Annotated in this window: 13 protein-coding genes, 2 tRNA genes and 1 pseudogene; 8 read left to right on the top strand and 8 right to left on the bottom strand. The window is 73.0% G+C overall.

Annotation, left to right across the window (positions count from 1 at the left end):
• The first annotated feature begins 29 nt into the window (after positions 1 to 29).
• The 4 genes from gyrA (at position 30) to ACIQFU_RS34105 (ending at position 3,732) form a co-directional block, all read left to right on the top strand.
• Positions 30 to 2,624 (top strand): DNA gyrase subunit A, encoded by a 2,595-nt coding sequence (gyrA, locus tag ACIQFU_RS34120; protein WP_402556845.1) that lies wholly within the window; start codon positions 30 to 32, stop codon positions 2,622 to 2,624.
• An 18-nt stretch (positions 2,625 to 2,642) separates the two neighbouring features.
• Complete coding sequence (locus tag ACIQFU_RS34115; RefSeq protein ID WP_402556844.1) at positions 2,643 to 3,368, top strand: DUF3566 domain-containing protein; 726 nt, start codon at positions 2,643 to 2,645, stop codon at positions 3,366 to 3,368.
• 111 nt (positions 3,369 to 3,479) lie between these two features.
• Positions 3,480 to 3,556: transfer RNA gene (locus ACIQFU_RS34110), tRNA-Ile, on the top strand.
• Positions 3,557 to 3,657: 101 nt separating this feature from the next.
• Positions 3,658 to 3,732 (top strand) — tRNA-Trp (locus ACIQFU_RS34105).
• A gap of 188 nt (positions 3,733 to 3,920) precedes the next feature.
• On the opposite strand, the gene ACIQFU_RS34100 is transcribed toward ACIQFU_RS34105, so the two are convergent.
• The 3 genes from ACIQFU_RS34100 to ACIQFU_RS34090 form a co-directional block, all read right to left on the bottom strand.
• The gene (locus ACIQFU_RS34100) at positions 3,921 to 8,114 is read right to left on the bottom strand and encodes a hypothetical protein (protein WP_402556842.1); all 4,194 of its coding nucleotides are present in this window, start codon (positions 8,112 to 8,114) and stop codon (positions 3,921 to 3,923) included.
• Between the two features lie 373 nt (positions 8,115 to 8,487).
• Positions 8,488 to 8,763, bottom strand: a complete 276-nt coding sequence (locus ACIQFU_RS34095) for a hypothetical protein (RefSeq protein ID WP_402556841.1) — start codon at positions 8,761 to 8,763, stop codon at positions 8,488 to 8,490.
• Entirely contained in the window at positions 8,718 to 9,089 is a 372-nt protein-coding gene (locus ACIQFU_RS34090) for a hypothetical protein (RefSeq protein WP_402556839.1), read from the bottom strand. Before ACIQFU_RS34090 ends, ACIQFU_RS34095 begins: the two co-directional genes overlap by 46 nt.
• Here ACIQFU_RS34090 and ACIQFU_RS34085 point away from each other — a divergent pair.
• Both ACIQFU_RS34085 and ACIQFU_RS34080 read left to right on the top strand, forming a co-directional pair.
• Positions 9,088 to 9,300: a ferredoxin gene (locus ACIQFU_RS34085; RefSeq protein ID WP_402556838.1), complete on the top strand. Its 213-nt coding sequence runs from the start codon at positions 9,088 to 9,090 to the stop codon at positions 9,298 to 9,300. The genes ACIQFU_RS34090 and ACIQFU_RS34085 overlap by 2 nt on opposite strands.
• Positions 9,301 to 9,362: 62 nt before the next feature.
• Entirely contained in the window at positions 9,363 to 10,238 is an 876-nt protein-coding gene (locus ACIQFU_RS34080) for an FkbM family methyltransferase (protein WP_402556882.1), read from the top strand.
• A gap of 101 nt (positions 10,239 to 10,339) precedes the next feature.
• On the opposite strand, the gene ACIQFU_RS34075 is transcribed toward ACIQFU_RS34080, so the two are convergent.
• From ACIQFU_RS34075 to ACIQFU_RS34065, 3 genes and pseudogenes are all read right to left on the bottom strand, one after another.
• Positions 10,340 to 11,125, bottom strand: coding sequence for a glycosyltransferase family 2 protein (locus ACIQFU_RS34075; protein WP_402556836.1), 786 nt, complete (start codon positions 11,123 to 11,125; stop codon positions 10,340 to 10,342).
• Positions 11,122 to 11,909 (bottom strand): annotated as a pseudogene (locus ACIQFU_RS34070) (GntR family transcriptional regulator). The gene ACIQFU_RS34075 and the pseudogene ACIQFU_RS34070 overlap by 4 nt, the downstream one beginning before the upstream one ends.
• A gap of 192 nt (positions 11,910 to 12,101) precedes the next feature.
• Positions 12,102 to 12,479: a DUF6344 domain-containing protein gene (locus tag ACIQFU_RS34065; protein WP_402556835.1), complete on the bottom strand. Its 378-nt coding sequence runs from the start codon at positions 12,477 to 12,479 to the stop codon at positions 12,102 to 12,104.
• Between the two features lie 338 nt (positions 12,480 to 12,817).
• Here ACIQFU_RS34065 and ACIQFU_RS34060 point away from each other — a divergent pair, with 338 nt between their 5' ends.
• Both ACIQFU_RS34060 and ACIQFU_RS34055 read left to right on the top strand, forming a co-directional pair.
• On the top strand, positions 12,818 to 12,946 hold the full coding sequence (locus ACIQFU_RS34060; protein ID WP_003999697.1) for a DLW-39 family protein: 129 nt from the start codon (positions 12,818 to 12,820) through the stop codon (positions 12,944 to 12,946).
• A 137-nt stretch (positions 12,947 to 13,083) separates the two neighbouring features.
• The gene (locus tag ACIQFU_RS34055) at positions 13,084 to 14,484 is read left to right on the top strand and encodes a hypothetical protein (RefSeq protein WP_402556834.1); all 1,401 of its coding nucleotides are present in this window, start codon (positions 13,084 to 13,086) and stop codon (positions 14,482 to 14,484) included.
• A gap of 23 nt (positions 14,485 to 14,507) precedes the next feature.
• Here the strand turns inward: ACIQFU_RS34055 and ACIQFU_RS34050 are convergent, their stop codons facing one another.
• Positions 14,508 to 16,358 carry a protein kinase gene (locus ACIQFU_RS34050; protein ID WP_402556832.1) on the bottom strand — a complete coding sequence of 617 codons (1,851 nt, stop codon included), beginning with the start codon at positions 16,356 to 16,358 and terminating at the stop codon, positions 14,508 to 14,510.
• Between the two features lie 84 nt (positions 16,359 to 16,442).
• A complete protein-coding gene (locus tag ACIQFU_RS34045; RefSeq protein ID WP_402556830.1) occupies positions 16,443 to 16,991 on the bottom strand; it encodes a helix-turn-helix domain-containing protein in 549 nt (182 codons plus the stop codon).
• Between the last annotated feature and the right edge of the window lie 81 nt (positions 16,992 to 17,072).

The raw sequence follows: 17,072 nt of genomic DNA, 5'->3' as shown, positions 1-17,072 counted from the left end.
GACCGCACCAGGAAGGACCTTCACCAGCAATGACCGACGAGAACACCCCTGTGACCACGCCCGAGGGTGACGCCCTGGCGATGCGTGTCGAGCCCGTCGGGCTCGAGACGGAGATGCAGCGCTCCTACCTCGACTACGCGATGTCCGTCATCGTGTCGCGCGCGCTGCCCGACGTCCGCGACGGCCTCAAGCCCGTCCACCGGCGCGTGCTCTACGCCATGTACGACGGCGGCTACCGCCCCGAGCGCGGCTTCTACAAGTGCGCCCGCGTCGTCGGCGACGTCATGGGCAACTACCACCCCCACGGCGACTCCTCCATCTACGACGCCCTGGTCCGCCTCGCGCAGCCCTGGTCGATGCGGATGCCGCTCGTCGACTCCAACGGCAACTTCGGCTCGCCGGGCAACGACCCGGCGGCGGCCATGCGGTACACCGAGTGCAAGATGGCGCCGCTGTCGATGGAGATGGTCCGCGACATCGACGAGGAGACCGTCGACTTCACGGACAACTACGACGGCCGCTCCCAGGAACCGACCGTCCTGCCGGCCCGCTTCCCGAACCTGCTGATCAACGGCTCGGCGGGCATCGCGGTCGGCATGGCGACCAACATCCCGCCGCACAACCTGCGCGAGGTCGCGGCCGGCGCCCAGTGGTACCTGGAGAACTACGAGGCCTCGCACGAGGAGCTGCTGGACGCGCTGATCGAGCGCATCAAGGGCCCCGACTTCCCCACCGGCGCCCTGGTGGTGGGCCGCAAGGGCATCGAGGAGGCGTACCGCACCGGACGCGGCTCGATCACCATGCGCGCGGTCGTCGAGGTCGAGGAGATCCAGAACCGCCAGTGCCTGGTGGTCACGGAGCTGCCGTACCAGGTCAACCCGGACAACCTCGCGCAGAAGATCGCCGACCTGGTGAAGGACGGCAAGGTCGGCGGCATCGCCGACGTCCGCGACGAGACGTCGTCCCGCACCGGCCAGCGCCTGGTGATCGTCCTCAAGCGGGACGCGGTCGCCAAGGTCGTCCTGAACAACCTGTACAAGCACACCGACCTCCAGACCAACTTTGGCGCCAACATGCTGGCCCTGGTCGACGGCGTGCCGCGCACCCTGTCCCTGGACGCGTTCATCCGCCACTGGGTGAACCACCAGATCGAGGTCATCGTCCGCCGTACGCGCTTCAGGCTGCGCAAGGCGGAGGAGCGGGCGCACATCCTGCGCGGCCTGCTCAAGGCCCTGGACGCCATCGACGAGGTCATCGCGCTCATCCGGCGCAGCGACACCGTCGAGATCGCGCGCGGGGGCCTGATGGACCTCCTGGAGATCGACGAGATCCAGGCCAACGCGATCCTGGAGATGCAGCTGCGCCGCCTGGCGGCCCTGGAGCGCCAGAAGATCGTCCGGGAGCACGACGAGCTCCAGATGAAGATCAACGAGTACAACGAGATCCTCGCCTCCCCGGTCCGTCAGCGCGGGATCGTCAGCGAGGAGCTGACCGCGCTCGTCGAGAAGTACGGCGACGACCGCAAGACGAAGCTGATCCCGTACGAGGGCGACATGTCCATCGAGGACCTGATCGCCGAGGAGGACATCGTCGTCACGGTCACGCGTGGCGGTTACATCAAGCGCACCAAGACCGACGACTACCGGGCGCAGAAGCGCGGCGGCAAGGGCGTGCGCGGCACGAAGCTCAAGGAAGACGACATCGTCAACCACTTCTTCGTGTCCACCACGCACCACTGGCTGCTGTTCTTCACCAACAAGGGCCGGGTCTACCGGGCCAAGGCCTACGAGCTGCCGGACGCCGGCCGGGACGCGCGCGGCCAGCACGTGGCGAACCTGCTGGCCTTCCAGCCGGACGAGACGATCGCCCAGATCCGCGCGATCCGCGACTACGAGGCGGTGCCGTACCTGGTCCTGGCCACCAAGGCCGGCCTGGTGAAGAAGACGCCGCTCAAGGACTACGACTCGCCGCGTTCGGGTGGTGTCATCGCCATCAACCTGCGGGAGCAGGCGGACGGCAGCGACGACGAACTGATCGGAGCCGAACTCGTCTCGGCCGAGGACGATCTGCTGCTGATCAGCAAGAAGGCGCAGTCGATCAGGTTCACCGCGTCGGACGACACGCTGCGTCCGATGGGGCGTGCCACCTCGGGTGTCAAGGGCATGAGTTTCCGCGAAGGGGACGAGCTGCTCTCGATGAATGTTGTTCGAGCCGGTACGTTCGTGTTCACTGCCACCGACGGCGGTTACGCGAAGCGCACCTCCGTCGACGAGTACCGCGTCCAGGGTCGCGGCGGCCTCGGCATCAAGGCCGCCAAGATCGTCGAGGACCGTGGATCGCTCGTGGGCGCGCTGGTGGTCGAGGAAAGCGACGAGATCCTCGCCATCACACTCTCGGGCGGTGTGATTCGCACGCGAGTCAACGGGGTCAGGGAGACCGGCCGTGACACCATGGGCGTTCAACTGATCAATCTGGGCAAGCGCGATGCCGTCGTCGGCATCGCACGCAACGCCGAGGCGGGACGCGAGGCGGAGGAGGTCGACGGCGATGTGGCCGTCGACGAGACCGCCGAGGGTGCCGCGACCACCGGCACGGACGAGGGCGAGGCGCCCCCGGCCGAGTAGCACGAGGAGAGAGTCATCGTGAGCGGAGCCACGGGCGCCGGATCGGCCGGTACCCCCACGGGTACGGAAACGGGCGGCGGCGGCCGTGGCTCCGCCGCGCGTGCGACGGATTCGCACACGACTCAACTGCGCAAGATCGACGACGGAGCGACCGACTCGCACTCGGGGAGCTCGTCCTCAACGCATGGATCCCAGGGGGGAACTGTGACGGACACCCGAGGCCAGCGGACTCAGCAGGCGGCCTCGCCGCTGCCGGGGGAACGGCAGCCACAGCAGCCCGGCGGGACCTACCACCCGCCGCAGGCGTACCAGACCCAGGGCGGCAACGCCTCCGCCGTGCGCCGCCCGCGCACCGGCGCGCGCACCACGCCCCGGGTCCGCAAGGCACGCCTGCGCGTGTCGAAGGCCGACCCGTGGTCGGTGATGAAGGTCAGCTTCCTGCTCTCCATCGCGCTCGGCATCTGCACCGTCGTCGCGTCCGCCGTGCTGTGGATGGTCATGGACGCCATGGGTGTCTTCTCCACGGTCGGCGGCACGATCGCCGAGGCCACGGGCTCCAACGAGTCCAACGGCTTCGACCTGCAGTCCTTCCTGTCGCTGCCCAACGTGCTGATGTTCACGACGATCATCGCGGTCATCGACGTCGTCCTTGCGACGGCCCTGGCCACCCTCGGCGCGTTCATCTACAACCTGTCCGCCGGCTTCGTCGGCGGCGTGGAGCTGACGCTCGCCGAGGACGAGTGATCCGCGAGCCGTCCGCGCCCTCCGGCCGCGCGACAACCGATTTTGGGACTGCCCGCCTCGTGCGCTAATCTTCAGGAGTCAGCACGCGGGACATACACCGCAGAGCGCGGCGGGGCTATAGCTCAGTTGGTTAGAGCGCATCCCTGATAAGGATGAGGCCACAGGTTCAAATCCTGTTAGCCCCACCAGCGAGAAGACCCCCAGTCGGTAGCGGCTGGGGGTCTCTTGGTGTTCGCTTCCCTTGTGCTGTTGCCGGTGCGTCGTCGGCCGCTACGATCGCGGCCAAGGGCGGGACGTAGCGCAGTGGTCGACGCGAGCGGTCTCCAGAACCGCGAGGACGCCGGTTCGAATCCGGTCGTCCCGCCCCCCAAGTGTTCACCGCGCCGGTGGCGGCGCGGCCGCACGGGCGGCAAAAGACCCGACCGCTGGCGACGGGGGATGCGCCAGCGGTCGGGCTGTGGCCAAGGCTAACAAGGCGGGGTGGCCGGTGGGTGCCGACTGGTCGGTCGGGTGGCGGTGATGTGACAGGTATCACTCGCCCGCCGGGATTGATCAGTGGTCGCACGGCGGCTCGTAGTCCAGGCGCGGCAGGTACTCGTGCCACTTCTCCTCGGTCATCACACCCCGGGTGGCGGAGCAGATGCGGTCGATGGCGTCGTCCACCCCCAGGCTCCACAGCCGGACGGTGTCCGTGCCGCTGGAGACCCCGAGCATGTGGTGCACGGGGCTGAAGGACAGGAAGTTGCCGCTCTTGGCGTTGGGGCTCATCGCCTGGCCGATGGAAGTGGCCCGGGCGGGGTCGGCGACGCTCCAGAGCCGGACCGTGTTGTCGTTGGCACCGCTGGCCAGGGTGGCGCCGTCCTGACTGAACGTCAGCGACACCACGGAGTCGGTGTGCCCGGCGAGCGTGGCCTCGGCCCGGGACGCCCCGCCCGGCCCGGTGACGTCCCACAGCCGGACCGTGCCGTCGTCGCTGCCGCTGGCGAGGGTGTGGCCGTCGGGGCTGTAGGCGAGGACGTTGACGGGCCCGAGGTGCCCGGTGAGGGGCGCGCCGACACGGGTGGCGTGCGCGGGGTCGGTGACGTCCCACAGGCGTACGGCGTCGTCCGCGCCGCCGCTGGCGAGGGTGCGGCCGTCCGGGCTGAACGCCAGGGTGTTGACGTACCCCGAGTGTCCGGCGAGCGGCTTGCCCAGCCGGCGGGGTCGGGACGGGTCCGCGGTGTCCCACACCTGGACGGTGCGGTCGTCGTGGGCCGTGGCGAGGGTGTGGCCGTCGGGGCTGAAGGCCAGGGTGTCAGGGCCCGCGTAGCGGGTGCGCAGCGCCACCGGCGGCCCGTGGGCCTTGGGGCGGGCCGGGTCCTTGACGTTCCACAGCTGCAGCGCGCGGCCTCCGGAGAGCACCGCGAGCGTGTCGCCGTCCGGGGAGAAGACCAGCGACCGGATGTCGCCCTCCCCCGGTCTGAAGGGGGCGCTCAGCGACACGGGCCGGGCGGGGTCGGTGACGTTCCACAGCCGGACCCTGCCGTCGCGGGCGGCCGTGGCCAGGACGTGTCCGTCCGGCCGGAAGGCTCCGATGCGGCCGATCATGTCCGACGTCGGCAGCGACCACAGGCGGACCTTGCTGTCGCCGTTGCCGGTGGCGAGGGTGTGGCCGTCGGGGCTGAAGCCGAGGGCGTACATCTCACCGCTGCCCCCGGCGAGGGGCACGCCGACCTGCGAGGGGTAGTCCGGGTCGCTGACGTTCCACAGGCTCGCCGTACTGTCCGCGCTGCTCGCGGCGAGCATGGCGCCGTCGGGGCTGAAGGCCACCGCCCAGACGGGGCCGCTGTGGCCGGTGAGCGGTGCGCCGGAGGGCTTGGCCCGGGCGGGGTCGGTGACGTCCCAGAGGCGTACGGTGTCGTCCGCGCTGCCGCTGGCGAGGGTGTGGCCGTCGGGGCTGAAGGCCACGGAGTGCACCAGGCCGCCGTGGCCGGCGAGCGGCTTCCCCACGGGCTCGGCGCGGGCGGGGTCGGTGACGTCCCAGAGCCGGACCTCGTCGTCGTCGCCACCGGCCGCGAGGGTGTGTCCGTCGGGGCTGAAGGCCACCGAGCGCACCGCCGCGGTGGGGCCGGTCAGGGCGCCGAGCTCCTCGGGGGCGCGAGGGTCGGCCACGTTCCACAGGCGCACGGCGTGGTCGTCGTGGGCGGAGGCCAGGGTGTGGCCGTCCGGGCTGAAGGCGAGCAGGTAGACGGTGCCGCCGTGGCCGGCCAGCGGGGCGCCGAGCGGGCGCGGACGGCTGGGGTCCCGTACGTCCCACAGCCGGATCGTGCCGTCGTCCGAGGCGCTGGCGAGAGTGCGGCCGTCGGGGCTGAAGACCGCGGTGCTCACCCAGCTGGTGTGCCCGGTCAGGGGCTTGCCGAGCTGTTTGGGGCGGGCGGGGTCCGAGACGTCCCAGAGCCGGACGGTGCGGTCGTAGCTGGCCGTCGCCAGGATGCGTCCGTCGGGGGAGAAGGAGGTGAGGTAGACGGCGCCGGTGTGTCCGAGGAGCGGGGTGGCCAGGGGCGCGTTCACGATCGAGATCAGCCGGTTCCTGACGTCCTCGTCGTCCGGCCGCAGGCGGTGCGCCGCCAGGTCGAGCTGGGCGGACAGCGACGGGTCGGTGTCCTGGACGCGGTCCGCCTCGGCGACCACCTGCTCGAACACGGCGTCGTTGCGCTGCTGCCAGGCGAGCACCGCGGCGCCTGCGGCCACCAGGGCCAGGACGACCACCACCGACACCGCGGCACGGCTGATCATGACGGTGCGCCTGCGCAGCCTGACCGCGGCGGCCAGGAACTCCACCGCGCTGCGGGTCAGCAAGGTGTCGCCGGCCGACTTGGCCCAGCCGCCGGCCTGCGCCAGCCGGGAACCCCGGTAGAGCAGTGCGGGATCGCGGTCCGACTCCTCCCAGGCCAGGCCGTCCTCCTCCAGCCGCTGGCGCAGCAGGTTCCCGGCGCGGTCCTCGTCGATCCAGTCGCGCAGCCGGGGCCAGGCGTGCAGCAGCGCCTCGTGGGTGATCTCCACGGTCTCCGCGTCGAGCGTCACCAGCCGGGCCCGCACCAGCGCTTCGAGGGACTCCTCGGTCTTGCCGGGGTCGCCCGACTCCTCGGCCAGCCGGCGTCGGGTACTGCGTCTGCGGGTGGCCTGGGTGTCCTCGCTCAGCCGGACCAGCCTCAGCAGCAGCAGCCGCGCGGCCGTGCGCGCCGCCGGGTCCAGACCGGACCAGGCCCGCTCGGCGGTCGCGGCGACCGCGCCCTGGATGCCGCCGGCCGCGCGGTATCCGGCCAGGGTCAGGCGGCCCGCCTTGCGCCGCTGCCAGGTGGCGAGCAGGGCGTGCGAGAGGAGCGGCAGCACGCCCGCGTCGTGTGCTCCCTGCGGGCCGTCGGTGCTCACCTCGCGGATGATCAGCTCGGCGAGTCCCGGTTCGAGCTCCATGCCGACGGCCCTGGCGGGGGCGGTCACCGCCTCGCGCAGCTCCGCGGTCGTCAGCGGCCCGAGCACCATGTGCCGGTGCTGCAGCGCGTCGGCCAGCTCCGGGTAGCGCAGGCACCGGTCGTAGAAGTCGGCGCGTACGCCCAGGGCCACCTGCACCGGCGGCGGATCCCCGTCGGCGCCGGGGACGCAGGCCGCCTGGAGCAGCCGGACGAACGCGCGCCGGTCCGCCTCGTCGGCGCAGAGCGTGAAGAGTTCCTCGAACTGGTCCACGATGACGACCGGGCGTGCGGCGGGCGGGGACGCGGGGGCTGCTCGGCCGCTGCGGCCGTCCTCCGGGCCGCCACGGACCTCCGGGCCGCCGTCCCGGCGCCCGTCCGGGCTTTTCGAGCCGTCCGGGTTCTTCGAGCCGTCCGGTGCGTTCGCGTCATCGGGGGTCGCCGCCCACGCCCCGAAGGCCGCCCGTACGGCGTCGTCGGCCCGCGGGCCCACGGTGTTCCGGCCCTCGTCCCCGGCTTCGGAGGCGCCCGGCTCCGCGGCCCCCGGCCCGGGCGCCGCCGCTTCCCGCACGGCACCGACGACGGGCGCGAGCTGCGGTACCAGCCGGGTCAGTTCCCCGAGCGGGTCGGCCCCCGGTACGAGCTGGAGCACCCGCCGGGGCGGGCCGTCTCCGGCGTCCGGCGCGCCGGCGCGCAGCGCGGGAACCAGGCCGGCGTTCAGCAGGGAGGACTTCCCCGCACCCGAGGCGCCCACGAGCATCACCAGGCCGCCCGCATCCCGCGTGGCGTCCAGCTGGGCCACGAGGGCCCGCGTGCTCCGGTCCCGCCCGAAGAACCAGCCGGCGTCCTGCCGGCGGTAGGCGGCCAGTCCCCGGTAGGGGCAGACCCCGCCGGGCGCGTCCGGAGCCTCCGCGGGGGGTTGCTCCTCGGCCGCGGGCGGTGCGGGACGTTCACCTGTCGGGTCGGCCAACGCCCGCTCCCACAGGCGCTGCCACTGGACCAGGTCGTACAGACCGGCGGATACCGGTACCGGCCGTGCGCGCCGGGCCTGGGGTATGAGGACGTGCAGGACGGCCGCGAGGGCGGGGAACTGGGCGGGCACGTTCTTGGCCCGCCGCCAGTCGCTGATCCGCTGGGCGGAGACCCGTACGGGCCGCCCTCGTTCGTCGACCCGCTGGAGCCGGACGACGGCCTCGGACACGCGTTTGAGGGGAGGGTTGCCGGCCTCCCTGTACAGCAGTGCGAGGCGTTCTGCGAAGGCCGTGCGTGCCCCTGAGTCGAAACTCAAGGTCTCCACTCCTTACTTCCCCCGCACCTGGACGTCCGGACCGGAAAACTCACTCTATACGGCTGACCTGCGGCTACAGGGGGGTCATGGCTCCGGAACCTCCCCGGCGGCGACCCCGGGTGGCAGGATCGCGTCGCAGTGGCGAGGCGGTCCCGCGGCACCCGGACAGGTCAGCGGCTCAGCACTCGGAGAGCCACCCCATGGGGCCGCATGTTCTCGGTCAGCTTTCGGTGACCCGGCCCTCCCCGACCCGTCCCGGTTCCGCCACCGCACGCGAAAACGGCGCCGGCATGGCTTGGCACCGGTCCCCACGAGGGGAGGGACCGGAGCCAAACCATGCCGACGCGCACGTGTGCGCACGGGCAGCTGCACCCGCCGCCGGTCAGTCCCGGGCGGCGGGCCGACGGCCGGTACGGCGGGCGGCCGGGACGAGCAGATCCCGCTCCGGGTGCCTCTCACCGGTGACGCGGCCCCGGATGCCGAGATCGGCCCTCGCCTCCTCGTGGAAGGCGTTGACGGCCCGGAACGCGGCCCGGTGCCGCTCCCGCCACTCCTCCAGGGTGCCGTCGACCCGGCCGGTCGCCTGCCAGTCGATCTCGGCGAGCAGCACGTTCAGCTCGTGCCCTGCCTCGACGGCGTCGTCCCCGCCGAGCAGCATGACCCGCTCGAAGGCCGCCCCCAGCGGCGGCTCGCCTCCGCCGGCTCGTCGCGGAGGTCCTCCTCGCTGCGGTGGCTCTCGCGCAGCTCCTCCCGCGTCTCGTACAGCGGCACGACGGCGGCGATCCGCGTCTTGGCGGCGTCGACGTACTCCCCGTAGGCGTCGACCTTCTTGTCGTCGCACCGCGTCCCCGCGAATGCCGGATGATCCGATGAGCGTAGGAGCGGGACGGCCAACAGGCTTGCGGGCAGGGCGGATTCAGTGCGCCGATCGGTGGGAAGGCAGGTCGTGAAGGCTCCGACACCGACCGCCGCTGGAGTGCGCATGAGGATCTCCCTCGACCCCGAGCAGTGCTACGGCTCCGGCGACTGCGTCCACCGGGCCCCGTCCGTGTTCACCAAGGTGGACGGTCTCGGCGCCGTCATACCCGGCCGGGAGCACGACGTCGACGCCCCGCGGGTACGCGAGGCGGCCGAGGGATGCCCGTCCGCCGCGATCACCATCACCCGCACGGACGCGGAAGAGGCCCGGGACTGAGCGGCCGGGGCGGACCGGGCGTCGCCGTCACGGAGGCCCTGGTCGGCCTCGCCGCCCGGTACGTGCGGCACGGCCCCGGCGCCTTCGGGAAGGCGCCCCTCGCCGCGCGCTGGCTGAACCCGCACCTGCGCGATCACCCACGCCGGGCCGTCGTCGCAGCGCGCTCCGGTGACCGGTTCGCCGTGGACACGCAGGACCTCATCCAGCGGTATCTGTACCTGTTCGGCGCCTGGGAGCCGCATCTGACGGGCTGGCTGCGGCGCCGGCTGAGGCCGGGGGACTGCTTCGTCGACGTCGGGGCCAACATCGGCGTCTTCAGCGTCCTGGCGGCCCGGCTCGTCGGTGAGCGTGGCCGGGTCGTCGCGATCGAGGCGTCCCCCGACCTCCACCGCCGCCTGGAGGGGAACGCCCGGCTCAACGGCCTCGGCAACCTCCGCGCGCTCAACGCCGCGGTCTCGGACCGCGCCAGGACGCTGACCTTCACACTCGCCAGCTCACGGAACACGGGCGCGAACAGCATCGTCCCCTACGACGGTCCGGTGGAGTCCGGCTTCGAGGCGGCGGCCCGGCCGCTGCCGGAACTCCTCGATCCGGTGGAGATCGCGACCGCCCGGGTCATCAAGATCGATGTCGAGGGCGCGGAGGGAAGCGTCGTGCGCGGTCTCGCACCGGTGCTGGGCGCGCTGCGGCCCGACGCGGAGATCACGGTCGAGGTGGCACCCGAGCGCATGGCCCGGCTCGGGGACCGTGCCGACGAACTGCTGGGAGCGATGCGGAACGCCGGGTTCCACGCCTACCGGCTGGCCAACGACTACGCGCCCGGGAGCTATCCTCCGGCGCTGGCCGGTGAGCCCCGGGCCCCGGTCCGGCAGCGCGGGCCGTTGACCGGGGAGAGCGACCTGATCTTCTCGCGGATCGACGCGGAGCGGCTGCCCTGAACGACCGCCGCCCGGCCGCCCGCCCTTTCACGGACCACCCGCCCTTTCACGGCCCGCCCGCCCGTTCTACGGACCATCCGCCGTACTGCGCGGCCCACCCACTACTGCTGTCCGCCCTCCGGCAGCTGCCACCCGAAGGACGCCAGAGCGCGCGCCCTGGCCTCCACCACCGCCATCCGGGCATCGCGTTCGGCGGGTTCCACATGGGACGCCTGGCCGGTCTCCTGCCCCTCCCACTTGCGATAGAGGAGGCCCACCTCCTGCGAGAACCACCCCCGGCTCACGGCGCCGAGCGCCAGCAGCAGGCCGGTGTCCTCGGACGCGGGCAGGGCCATCCAGCCGCCGAGGGCGAGCAGCAGGTCCCGCCGGACCAGGAGGGTGGCCGGATGGACCTGGGCGCGGAAACCGTTCGCCTTCCAGAAGCCGAGCACCTCGCCGCGCTCGAGCGGCCCGTGCGCCGGATCGCCGGGGAAGCCGGCCGTCGAACCGTCCGGCAGGAGGTCCAGGACCCGCGAGGTGGCCCACCCGATCGACGGGTCGGCCTCCAGGGCGGCCAGGTCGCGCGCCAGGGCGCCCGGGGTCAGCCGGTCGTCGGCGTCCAGGACCTTCACGTACGGGCCGTCCGCGTGGGCCAGGGCCATGGTGCGCGCCACTCCCGGCCCGCCCTGCCGGCCGCGGCGCCCCTGGTGGAAGAGGACCCGCGGGTCGTCGGGCACGTACGGCCGGACGTCCTCGGTACGGCCGTCCTCCTGGATCACCCAGCGCCACTCCCAGCCGTCGGGCAGCTCCTGGGCGCACAACGAGGCGTAGGCCTCGGACAGGAAGGGGGCGGAGGGGCCGTGGACGGCCGTGACGACGATGACGCGCCGGTTCACGGCGGCACTCACCACCTTTCCAGACGGGTCGTGAAGAGCAGTTCGGTGCGGTCGCCGGGCAGCGTGACGTCGGAGACGTCCACCACCCGGCCCTCGGTGTCGTACGAGGTCTTGCGGAGCAGGATCACCGACGTGCCCGGCGGCAGGTCCAGCGCCGCGGCCTCCTCCGGGGTCGGCGGGCGGGCGGTGAAACGCTCTTCCACGCGGTCCGGTTCGATGCCCACGGTCTGGAGCTGGTGCTGGGTGCCTCCCGGCCAGGGCTCGCCCGCCGCGTCCAGGAGGTCGGGGTTGGCCGCGATCATGTCGCGGACGAGGTAGGAGGTCACGAGGCTGAAGGGGGCGGGTTCGGCCGAGTACCGCGTCCGGAAGTCGCGCTGGAGGAGCACGGTGCCCTCGGGTACGCCGAAGGCCCGGCCAGTTCGCCGGACGCCTCCCGCTCGCGGTACTCCGCGTGGAAGACGAGGTCGTCGGCGCGCAGGCCGGTGTCGCGCTCCGTGGCACCGGTCTCGGCCCGCGCGGCGAGGGGCCGGCGGGCCCGGTCCTTCTCCCACTGGTGCCGGCGGTTGTCCCGCACCGCCGGGGTGCCCGGGCGCCGCACGAAGGTGCCGAGGCCGTGCCGCCTGTCGATCAGGCCCTCGTCGCTCAGCAGCCGGAGCGCGTTCCGCACGGTGGGTACGCTGCACCGGTAGTGCCGGGCCAGGTCCGCCTCCGAGGGCAGCCGGTCGCCGGGCACGCGCTCACCCGCCCGGATCGAGCGGCGGAGGCCGTCAGCGATCACTTCGTACGCCTTGGGCACGGTCGCAGGCTACAACTCCTCATGAGGACTTGAGGAGTGGGCCCCGATCGGGTGGGGATCGGCCCGGAACCGCGCGTTCCCGCCCGCACACGGCGGCGGCCCGGCTGCTCTGTCGAGCGGCCGGGCCGTTTCTCGCGTGCGGTGCTGTACGCAGATCGCCGTTACGTCGGGGCCGGGGGTGGCGCGGTCCGCTCAGCGCTGGAGCGGGATGGAGTGCTGGGTCAGGGTCCCGGTGGCGGTCTCGTCGCACGGGAGGCCGATGGCCGCGGTGGTGGTGGCTGCCGTGGAGGTGCCGGCCAGCGGGTGGTGGCGGCAGCTGGGTGCCGCACCGTGCGCCTCGGCGCGGATGCGCTGCTTCATCGTGGGGGGCAGGGACCCGGTTCGGGACACGGGCCGGGGGGCCGCGGCCGCCGGTGCCGCCTCGGGAGAGGCGCTCTCGGTGTTGCTGTGCGTTCCGGTCTGCGGTACGGCCGCGGCGGCCGTCGTCGTGATGAGTCCGAGCGCCGTGCACAGCGCGAGGAAGGCGGTGACGATGCTGGTCCACAGCGTCAGGACCTTGTTCCGGGCCATGGCCCCTCACTTTCGGGTTGGGCGATTTGCGTACTTTCCTCATGATGTGTATGTGGACCGCGAAGTGGTGGACCTGCGCCCGTGGCGCGTCGATGTTCAGATGAACACCACCCGAATGGCTGCAAGGGGGCAGAAAGGCTGTGCATACGGGAGAGAGGGGGGCAAAAGTCACCGCACGTGAGGGTGTGATCACCCTCCGATCAGAATGGCTTCGTCCGCTTCTAAAGGGTCCCTGCGACGGGCAGTTGACCACCGGCGCAGGTCACCGATCGGTATCGGCCGGTGTGTATAGTCGGGCGCCAGAGGTCCCCTACGTCAAGGAAAGACGAGGTCGCGCGGTGAAGAAGCTTCTCCTGGTCGCACTGGCCGCCATCGGCGGGCTCCTCGTGTACCGCCAGATCCAGGCGGATCGCGCCGAGCAGGATCTGTGGACGGAGGCGACTGACTCCGTGCCCACGGGTTCGTGAGTACGACCGAAATCCGGTCTTGAGCAGACCCCGGCCGTCAAACGGTCGGGGTTTTGTGTTGCCCTGAAGGGGCACGGTCCGCTCGGGGCGGGCGGCGACAGAGCGACTGAGCCGGTGAACGCGAGGGGTGGCGGGTCATGGGACGGTGGTGTACGGCTCGGTGGCGCGCCGGAACGGGGCGTGCACGGCCGGCGGGTCCCTTACTGCCGAAGGGCCCCGCACCGCAGACGGGTCCCGTACCGCCCACGGTGTTCGCGCGAACGGCCGCGGTGACCGCCGTACTGGCGGTCGTGGGGGCCACGACGGCCGCCCTGCCCGGTGCCACCGCCTTCGCGGACGGCACGGCCGGACCCGGCGCCGGGTACGACTTCGCCGACGACGCCGTGCGGATCGCGGGCGCGAGCGCCACCGCGGACGCCGAAACGCTGGCGGCCGGCTCCACCTACCGCAGCTCACTGCCGAGGAACGGCGTCCTCTACTACCGCCTCGAACTCGACGCCGTCTCCGACGCCTACGTCTCCGTGACCGCCGTGCCCGGCACCGAGGGCGTGGTCACCGCCGTCGACGGCATCCGGGTCTTCGTGCGGGACGCCGACGGCGGCTCCTGCTCCGTGCACAGCGCGACGTTCGGCGCCTCCCACAGCCCCCGTCCGGTCACCGCCTGGGGCATGCGCGAGATCGAACGAGGCGCCGGCCGGTGCCAGGACCCCGGCACCTACTACGTAGGTGTCGAGCGGACCCGGCCGCAGGACTCCCCGCCGGACGACTGGGACCTGGAACTCACCGCCGCCACCGAACCCCGCCCGGAACGGACCGGCCCGACGAGCGCGCCCGAGGCCTGGGACTCCGCCTCGCCCGAGCCCCTGGCCGGCGAGCCGGAACGCCGGCCGGGCGGCAGCGGATTCGCCCACGCCACCCCCGTCGGGCAGGGCGTCTGGAGCGACGACATCCGGCCGGGCCAGACCCTCTACTACAAGGTTCCGGTCGACTGGGGCCGCCAGGTGCACGCCACGGCCGAACTCGCCGGCTCCGCGGACGCCTCCGGCTATGCCACCGGCGCCCTGCACTTGGCCCTGCACAACCCCGTGCGTGGTGAGGTCGACGACGCCGCGAAGGGGTACACCGGCCGCCGGGCCACCGTCGGCCTCGCCGCCCTGCCGCCCGTGGCGTACGCCAACCGGTACGCCACCGCGGGGCAGGTCGGCGCGCTGCGGTTCGCCGGCGACTACTACGTCGTCGTCCACCTCGCGGCGCAGGTGGCCGACGACTTCGGCCGGGGCCCGTTCGGGCTGACACTGCGCCTGCGGCTCGGGGGAGCGGCACAGAGCGGTCCCGACTACGCGGGGGACTCCCGGCCGCAGGGCCTCTTCGAGGTGTCCGCACAGGACCGGATCACCGCCCCCGTCGGCGGGAGCGGCGGCGGGGCCGCGGGCGAGGACGTGGCCATGAAGGCGGTCGCCGTCGGCGGGATCGGGACCGGCAGCCTGCTGCTGTTCGGCCTGGCCGTGTGGACGGCGGCCGCCCGGCGCAGGACCTGACCCGGGCTCAGGGCGCGCCGGACTCAGACACGGGTCAGTGCCCAGAAGCCCACGGCGTAGCAGGCCAGTGCGAGCAACAGCAGCGGCAGGGCCACCTTCGCCGGGGGACCGGAGCGGCGGCGCCGCCGTGACCCACGGCGCTGGGCGGGCGGCGGGGCGGACCGCGGGTTCCGGGCGGTGTACGGGGCGGTGGGAACGTCGGCGCCCTGCGGCGGGGAGGGCGCGAGGGCCCGGCCGGGAAGCGGTGGGACGTGCGGCTCCGGGTACTGCGCCGGACCCGGCGGCCGGTACTCCGGACCGCCGGTGAACGCCGGGCGCTGCACGGAGGGTTGGGCCGTGTCGTCCGCCGGGTGCGCGGCGGGGATGGTGGTCGGCCGCGGAGGCGGCAGGTGGAAACTCCCGGTCTCCGACACGGCACCCGGCCACTCGCCCCCGGGAGCCGCCGTCGGCGGGGTGCCGTCCGGGGAGGGGTGGACCCTGCCTGGGGGCAAGGGCGGTGCGGCGGGAGCGGAGGGGAGCCGGTCCCCGGCGGACGGCGCGCCGGTCGGGGTCGGTGTGTGTCCGGCGGGGGCGGAGGGGGCCCGGTCCTGGCCGGCCGGTGTGCCGTCCGGGGCCGGTGGGGTCCCGCCGGGGGCGGCCGGGGCGCCGGTCTGCGCGGCCGGCGTGTTGCCGTCGAGGGCCGGCAGGGCGCCGGCGGGCGTCGACGTCGTGCCCGTCGAGGGCGTGCCGGTGCCGGTGCGGGGCCAGTCCGGCACGGGCGGCGGGCCCGACGGTGCCGGGGGCGAGGCCGGCGTCCGGTCCGGGGCCGGAGGTACGCCGGAGGGGGGTGGCGGGGCTGGGTACGGGCCCGGAGACGCGCCGGTCGGGGCCGGGGGTGCGCCGGACGGGGGCGTCGACGCCCATCGGGGCGGTGGAAGGGCGGTGTGCGAGGCCGGGCCGGGGCCCGTCGGTCCGCGGGGGTCCGTCGCCGCGTCGTCCAGTCCGGACGCCCTCTTGAGCGGGCCGTCTGGGCCGAATCCCGCCGGCAGCGGGCCCACTTGGTCGAATATCTCGATCAGCTCGTCGTCGGGCCCGGGCTCCGGCAGCAGTTCCTGCGCCGCGGCCAGTGCCTTGCGCGCCCCCGTCGCGGTACGGAACCGCGCCGACGGATCCGGCTGCACCAGCGTCGCCACGACCTGCCACAGCGGCTCCGGCATCCCCCGCGGCGCGGGCGGCGTACCGTGCTCGGCGAAGTGCTGCACGAGCGCCTTGGCGTCCGGCTTCGCTCCCTCCAGCAGGTACAGGGCGACCAGACCCACCGCGAACAGGTCCGCCGGGAAGTCCGGCTCCTCGCCCATCATCTGCTCCGGCGCGAGATAACCAGGCGTCCCCACCACCAGGTTGGTCTCCGTCAGCCGGGGCTCACCCAGCCGCATCGCGATGCCGAAGTCGGACAGCCTGAGACGCGGGCGGCCCGTCCCCGTCGCCTCCAGGAGCAGGTTGGCGGGCTTGACGTCACGGTGCACCACACCCTCCCCGTGCACCGCCGCGAGGCCCGACAGGAGCTGGTCGAGCAGCGTGCACACGAAGTCGGGAGGCAGGGGGCCGTAGTCCCCGACCAGATGGACCAGTGAACCGCCCGTGACCAGGTCCATGGTGAACAGGACCTGGTCGTCGTCGGCTGCCCAGCTCGCGGGCGCGAGTACATGGGGGTGGTCGATCCGCAGCGCCTGCTCACGGACGAACCGCAGCAGCGAGTGCGCGTCCCGCTGCTGGAGCACCTTCGCGGCCACATAACGCCTGCGCCGGTGGTCCCAGGCACGCCAGACGGCACCCACCCCGCCCCGGCCGACCGGGTCGACCAGCTCGTACCGGCCCGCGAAGACCTCACCCATGGCTGTGCGCCGCTCCTCCCCTGGGACCTGTCGCGCCACTTCCGCGGGCCCGGCCGCCGACCCCTCGGCGAGCGGGCCCCGGGATCAGTTCTGGTGGGCCTGGTAGTGCGCGACCGCGTCCGCGGTGCGGCCCGCGCCGTACACCCGCAGGAACTCCGCCAGCTCCGGATGCGAGGAGGAGAGAGCGTCCGCCGCGTCGATGATGTCCCCGGCGGCCGCCACCGAGCGCAGCAGCGACTGGATCTCACGGACCACCCGCTTGACCGTGGGCGCACCCGAACTGCTCGTGGTCGTGGTGGTGTTGCTGAGCACCGAGCCCCCCTGTGACTTCTTGATCTCGTCCATGCGTTCCGTCGCCTCGGCCGCGCTCACACTGCCGTCGGCGACCTGACCCGCCAGGTCCTGCAGCAGCTGCACCCGCTGCACCACCGCGGGATTGCCGATCTTCGCCCGCTGGCCGCTCATCAGCTGCGACAGCATCGGTGCGGACAGCCCCAGGACCCCCGCGAGACGAGCCTGGTTGAGACCGAGGTCGTCGATAAGCCTGCGGAAGAGCGCCCCCAGCGGCTCCCCGTACCAGTTCCGCTGCAGTTCCCGCGCTCTTGCGGTGGCTTCCTGCTGTGCGGCGTCCATTGCGTCTCCCCATCGCTTCCCCAAAAACCGCAGTTCGCTCCAGCGAACCACGCCGAGCATCTTACGGAGCGTGGTCGTTCG

This window comes from Streptomyces sp. NPDC093065, assembly GCF_044754585.1.
Lineage (GTDB): Bacteria > Actinomycetota > Actinomycetes > Streptomycetales > Streptomycetaceae > Streptomyces.
The sequence above is the reverse complement of the archived record's forward strand: the minus strand, read 5'-3'. Positions and strand labels throughout refer to the sequence as shown.